The sequence below is a fragment of the Sphingomonas sp. STIS6.2 genome (assembly GCF_000732685.2).
GTDB lineage: Bacteria > Pseudomonadota > Alphaproteobacteria > Sphingomonadales > Sphingomonadaceae > Sphingomonas > Sphingomonas aerolata.
In genome coordinates, this window is sequence record NZ_JPDP02000140.1 from 1 (window position 1) to 6,204 (window position 6,204).

Consider the following 6,204-nt stretch of genomic DNA (forward strand, 5'->3'; position numbering starts at 1 on the left):
GCGCGCCCCCGCGCCCGCGCAGAGCGGTCTCGTCACCTCGGTCGCGACGCGCACCAGGGCCGCGGGGCTGACCGGCGACTGGGACCGCCGCGCCACCGCGCTCGTGACGGACAAGGTCTATCCCGCGCTCGACCGCCAGATCGCGCTGGTCAAGCAGCTCCGGACCACGGCCCGCGCCGAGGCCGGGCTCTGGGCGGTCCCCGGCGGCGACGCGATCTACGCCGCCGCGCTCGCCCAGGCGACCACCACCAACTTCACCCCCGACGAGGTCCACAAGCTCGGCCTCGACCAGGTCGCGCAGATCGGCGCCGAACTCGACACCATTCTCAAGGCGCAAGGCCTGACCAAGGGCAGCATCGGCGCACGCCTCGCCGCCTTCAACGCCACCCCGGCACAGCTCTATCCCGACACGCCCGCCGGCCGAACCGACCTCATCGCCGGGCTCAACACCGGGCTCGCCGCGATGCAGGCCAAGCTCCCCCAGGCGTTCATAAACCCGCCGTCCGCCCCGCTCCAGATCCGCGCGGTCCCGACCGATATCCAGGACGGCGCCTCGAACGGCTATTACCGGCTCGCCGCGCTCGACGGGTCGCGCCCGGCCATCTACTTCATCAACCTGAAAAGCGTCGCCGACTGGCCCAAATACACGCTCCCCTCGCTCACCTATCACGAGGGCGTGCCGGGGCATCATCTCCAGCTCAGCCTCGTCGCCGGGCTCGACACGCCCCTGCTGCGCAAATTCTCGTTCTTCGGCGCCTATGTCGAGGGCTGGGCGCTCTACGCCGAACAGCTCGCCGACGAGCTCGGCGGCTATGCCGGCCCGATCGAGCGTGCGGGCTATCTCCAGTCCTTCCTCTTCCGCGCCGCGCGCCTCGTCGCCGACACCGGCCTCCACGCCAAGCGCTGGACGCGCGAACAGGCGACCGACTATTTCGTCGACACCGTCGGCTTCGCCCGCCCCCGCTCGCAGCGCGAGATCGAGCGTTACTGCACGATGCCCGGCCAGGCCTGCAGCTACAAGCTCGGCCACATCAGCTGGCTCCGCGCCCGCGACACCGCGAAGAGGATCCTCGGCGACAGGTTCGACGTGAAGCAGTTCCACGAGGTGCTGCGCGACGGCGCCGTCCCCCTCACGATCCTCGAACGCCTCGTCGAAGCCCGCGCCACCGCGCTGGCCAAGGCCTGACGCTTAATCCTCCCCCAAGAACAAACGATGACGCCGCGCGCGGGGGCGGCTAGAGAGCGGGGATGCACCGTCCCGCGCTCTCCGTCGTCGTCCCCTGCTACAACGAGGCCGCCTGCCTCGACCTCCTCCACGCGCGCATCTCCGGCGCGGCGCAGAGCGCGGTCGGCGAGGATTACGAGATCGTCCTGATCAACGACGGCTCGCGAGACGACAGCTGGTCGGTGATGCAGCGTCTCGCCGCCGCCGATCCGCGGCTCGTCGCGATCAACCTGTCGCGCAACCACGGGCATCAGCTCGCGCTCACCGCCGGACTCGACCTGTGCGCGGGCGAGCAGATCCTGATCATCGACGCCGATCTCCAGGATCCGCCCGAGCTGCTCCCCCAGATGCGCGCCGCGATGGCCGAGCAGCAGGCCGACGTCGTCTACGCGGTCCGCCGCCAGCGCGCGGGCGAGACGGTCTTCAAGAAGGCCACCGCCGCCGCCTTCTACCGGCTGCTGACCAAGATGACCGACACGCCGATCCCGGTCGACACCGGCGATTTCCGGCTGATGAGCCGGCGCGCATTGGATGCGTTCCTCTCCTTGCCCGAACAGGCCCGCTTCATCCGCGGCATGGTCGCCTGGATCGGTTTCCGCCAGGTCCCCTTCGCCTATGACCGTGCCGAGCGGCATGCGGGCGAGACCAATTATCCGCTCGCCAAGATGATGCGGCTCGCCTTCGACGCGGTCACCGGCTTCTCGACCGCCCCGTTGCGCTTCGCCAGCCATGCCGGCCTCGCGCTCACCGGCGTCTCGCTGCTGCTGTTCGTCTACATCGCGATCGGCTGGCTCTCGGGCAGCGCGGTGCAGGGCTGGACCTCGACGATGCTGGTGACGGTGTTTCTGGGCGCGGTGCAGATGTTCGTGCTCGGCATGATCGGCGAATATCTCGGCCGGCTGTACGTCGAATCCAAACGCCGCCCCCTCTACATCGTCGCCGACATCGCCGGCCCCATCCAGGGCAAAGCCACCCTAGGCTTCCGCGCCGAACCCCCAGAAACCCCCCTCACGTAACCCAAAAGCCCCTCCCCTTCAGGGGAGGGGTTGGGGTGGGGCCCCACCCCGCACGCACCGGCTCGAAAAGTCCCCGTCCGTGCTGAGCGAAGCCGAAGCACCACCCGGCACCCACCCTACACCTGAGCCCCCACCCCGCCGAAGGCCGGGGCCCAGGTGGGAAAGCCAGAGTAACGAAGCGCAACGCCCGTCAGCACCGTCCCCCAACTGGACCCCGGCCTACGCCGGGGAGGAATTGGCGAGACGTCACGTGCGAACCACACCCAACCGCACCACCGCCCCAAACCCCCGTTCGTGCTGAGCGAAGTCGAAGCACCCCCCGGCACGCACCCTACACCTGAGCCCCACCCCGGCGAAGGCCGGGGCCCAGCTGGGAAGGCCAGAGTAACGAAGCGCAACCGCCGTCAGCACCGTCCCCCAACTGGACCCCGGCCTCCGCCGGGGAGGAATTGGAGAGACGTCACGGGCGAAACCCACCCAACCGCAGCACTGCCCCAAACCCCCGTTCGTGCTGAGCGAAGTCGAAGCACCCCCCGGCACGCACCCTACACCTGAGCCCCACCCCGGCGAAGGCCGGGGCCCAGATGGGAAAGCCAGAGTAACCAAGCGCAACGCCCGTCAACACCGTCCCCCAACTGGACCCCGGCCTCCGCCGGGGAGGAATTGGCGAGACGTCACGGGCTAACCACACCCAACCGCTCCACCGCCCCACACCCCCGTTCGTGCTGAGCGAAGTCGAAGCCTCACCCCCTACCCAGGCACCGCCAGCGTCACGATCGACACCCCCGGCGTCATCGGCACGCGCCCCACCAGATGCCGCTCCAGCCGGAAGATCCGCTCGAACAGCGCGTTGAGCGGCTTGGCGGGCGGCGAATCGTCGCTGTCGTCGCGGCCGGACAGCCGCCCGGCGATCCGCGCCGCCGCCGCCAGCGGGAACAGCAGCGAGTTGAAATAGCCGAGCTTGTCGGGCTTCAGCCCCGCCGCCGCGATCGCCGTCTTCAGCGTCGCCTTCGAATAGCGGCGATGGTGATGGTTGACCGTGTCGTGCGCGCTCCACAGCCACTGGTGCGCCGGCACCGCGATCAGGATCTTGCCCCCGGGCGCGAGGCACTGCGCCATCGCCTTCAGCGCCGCGACGTCGTCCGCGATATGCTCGACCACATCGAGCACCGCGATCAGGTCGTAATGCCCGCGCGGCACCCCCGGCAGCTCCGGCAAAGGCGCCGCCCCGACCGGCTTGCCGAGCCGCGCGCTCGCGATCTCGCGTGCCGCCGGGTCGATCTCGATCGCGTCGATCTCGCCGAACCCCGCCAGCATCGGCAGGTTATGCCCCGTCCCGCAGCCGATCTCGAGGATCTTGGCACGCGCCGGCAGACCGCCATAACGCGTCAGATAATCCGCCAGGATGTCGCGGCGCGCGCGGTACCACCAATGCGTGGAATCATGCGCGGCCATCCGGTCGTAAACGATGCGGTCCATCAGCAATCGGCCATAATCATGAGAATACCCAGAAGCGGTTGAGCACGAACGTCACGATCGCGGCAAGGAACACCGCAGGGACCAGCGGCACCCAGGGATGCAGATGCAGGAACGCGGTCCCGATCCAGGTGATCAGCGCGTTGAGCGCGAGCCCCGTGCCCTGCACCAGCACGAACTTGACGTGCTTCGCCCCGCCCGGCTCGGCGGCATGTCCCTTGAAGCTCCACCGGCTGTGCAGGAAATAGCCCGCGGTTACCGCCACCGCAAAGGCGAACGGCACCGCCGCGACCGCCTGTTCGGGCGGAAACACGAACTTGGTCAGCGGCAGATAGACGAGCGAATAGATCACGCTCGACAGCCCGCCCGCAATCCCGAAGCGGAAGAGCTGGCCGAGCACGCCGCTCGCCCGCATCTGGTCCATCTGTCGCCTGATCGCCTGCATGCCCGCCTTGTTCTTTACACGCGCGTCGATACAGCGGCGCTCAACGTCACGCCCCGCGCATTAGTCCGCGCGCGGTCAGGAGGAAAGCGTTTTGGATCAGCCCCACCAGTCCCCATGGCAGCGGGGGCGCGACCTGCTCGATCGCCACTGGGTCGCGTTGACGCTGCTGGCATGGCTCGGCGTCGCCGCCTGGTCGCTGGCCGACCGCTGGGGTCAGGTCCGCTGGCTGTCGCTCGGCGATACCGACGACAATATGCGCCTGATGCAGGTCCGCGCGTGGCTGGACGGCCAGGGCTGGTACGATCTGCGCCAGTACCGGATGAACCCGCCCGCGGGCTTCGACATCCACTGGAGCCGGATCGTCGACCTGCCGATCGCCGGCCTCATCCTCTTCTTCCGCCTGTTCACCAGCAACAGCTGGGCCGAACGGCTCGCCTGCGGGATCGCGCCCTTGCTGCCGCTGTCGATCGCGATGCTCGGCATCGGCGCGACCGTGCGGCGGCTGATCCACCCGCTCGCCTGGCCGCTCGCGATCCTGTTCCTCGTCGGCGCGACCGCGACGATGCTGATGTACATGCCCGAACGCATCGACCATCATGGCTGGCAGCTCGCGATGCTCAGCCTCACGCTCGCCGGCCTGTGCGACCCGCGCGCGCGGCGTGGCGGCGCACTGGTCGGGATCGCGAGCGCGGTGTCGCTTTCGATCGGGCTCGAACTCCTCCCCTATGCCGCGATGGCGGGCGCGATCATCGCCCTGCGCTGGGTCTGGGACCGCGCCGAAGCACCGCGGCTCGCGGTCTATGCGCTGACGCTCGGCGGCGGCAGCACCTTGGGTTTCGCGCTGTTCGCCTCGAACGCGAACCAGGCGATGCGCTGCGACGCGCTGACGCCGGTGTGGCTCAGCGTGATGATCGCGGCCGGAATGCTCCTCTTCCTGCTCGCGCGCTTCGGCCCGGCATCACGCGGGGTGCGTCTCGCGCTCGCGGTCGCGGCGGGCGCGGCGATCGTCATCGGCTTCGCGCTGATGTTTCCGCAATGCCTCGCCCGGCCCGAGGGCGTCTCGCCCGAGCTTCAGCGCAACTGGCTGAACAATGTCCGTGAGGCCAAACCGATCTACAAGCACAGCTGGCGCACCGGCGTCGCGATCGCGACGCTGCCGGTGATCGGCCTGCTCGGCGCGCTGTTCGCCGCGTGGCGCGCACGCCGCCGCCCGAGCGCGATCGGCTGGGTCGCGGTCGCGCTGTTCACCACCTTCGCGGTGCTGATGCTGTTGTGGCAGGTCCGCGCCGGTCCCGCCGCGCAGATGCTCGCGGTCCCCGGCGGCGTCGCGCTCGCCTGGGTCATCGTCCCCCGGCTGCTCGGCCACCGCTCGATGCTGGTGCGCGTGCTCGGCACCGCGGGCGCGCTGGTGATCGTCTCGGGGTTCTTCGTCGGCATCGCGCTGAAGTACGTCCCCGTGGGCAAGCCCAAGGGCTATGAGAAGCGCGTCAACATGGCGACCGGCAACTGCCTGCGCACCACCGTCCTCCTCGCGCTCAACAAATACCCCGCGCAGACCATCTTCACCTTTGTCGACATGGGCCCGCGGCTGATCACGATCACGCACCACAACGCGATCGCCGGCCCCTATCACCGCAACGGCGCCGCGATCCTCGACGTCCAGCACGCCTTCGCCCGCACCCCCGACGAAGCCCACGCGATCATCAAGCGCCACGGCGCGACCCTGTTGCTGCTCTGCCCCAACGCGGCGGAGTCGACCAACTACAAGGCCCGCAGCCCCAACGGCTTCTACGCGCAGATGGCAAAGAACCAGGTCCCGGCGTGGCTCACCCCGCTCCCCCTCCCGGCAAAATCCCCGCTGCGGCTCTTCAAGGTCGACTGAGGTCCAGGCACCCACGCACGACGGACGCGCACGCGCACGCGCACCGTCATCCCCGCCCCCCAACCGTCATCCCCGCCACCAACCGTCATCCTGACGAAAGTCAGGACCAGAGCCAAGCAGCACCACCGCCCGAAACCCTGGGTCCCGGGTCAAGCCCAGG

At 69.3% G+C, this 6,204-nt stretch carries 5 protein-coding genes; 3 read left to right on the forward strand and 2 right to left on the reverse strand.

All coding sequences use genetic code 11. The annotated features are described in order from the left end of the window. Both sphst_RS14375 and sphst_RS14380 read left to right on the forward strand, forming a co-directional pair. Positions 1-1,186, forward strand: a 1,186-nt coding sequence (locus sphst_RS14375; RefSeq protein WP_159043650.1) for a DUF885 domain-containing protein, incomplete at its 5' end; no start/stop codon positions are given. 62 nt (positions 1,187-1,248) lie between these two features. Next, positions 1,249-2,241 (forward strand): glycosyltransferase family 2 protein, encoded by a 993-nt coding sequence (locus tag sphst_RS14380; protein WP_107045731.1) that lies wholly within the window; start codon positions 1,249-1,251, stop codon positions 2,239-2,241. Positions 2,242-2,991: 750 nt separating this feature from the next. Here sphst_RS14380 and sphst_RS14385 read toward each other — a convergent pair. Continuing rightward, positions 2,992-3,720, reverse strand: coding sequence for a class I SAM-dependent methyltransferase (locus sphst_RS14385; RefSeq protein WP_107045732.1), 729 nt, complete (start codon positions 3,718-3,720; stop codon positions 2,992-2,994). A 16-nt stretch (positions 3,721-3,736) separates the two neighbouring features. After that, the gene (locus tag sphst_RS14390; protein WP_199848991.1) at positions 3,737-4,162 is read right to left on the reverse strand and encodes a GtrA family protein; all 426 of its coding nucleotides are present in this window, start codon (positions 4,160-4,162) and stop codon (positions 3,737-3,739) included. Positions 4,163-4,253: 91 nt separating this feature from the next. Here sphst_RS14390 and sphst_RS14395 point away from each other — a divergent pair, with 91 nt between their 5' ends. Further along, positions 4,254-6,044: a hypothetical protein gene (locus tag sphst_RS14395; RefSeq protein WP_107045733.1), complete on the forward strand. Its 1,791-nt coding sequence runs from the start codon at positions 4,254-4,256 to the stop codon at positions 6,042-6,044. Positions 6,045-6,204 lie beyond the last annotated feature (160 nt).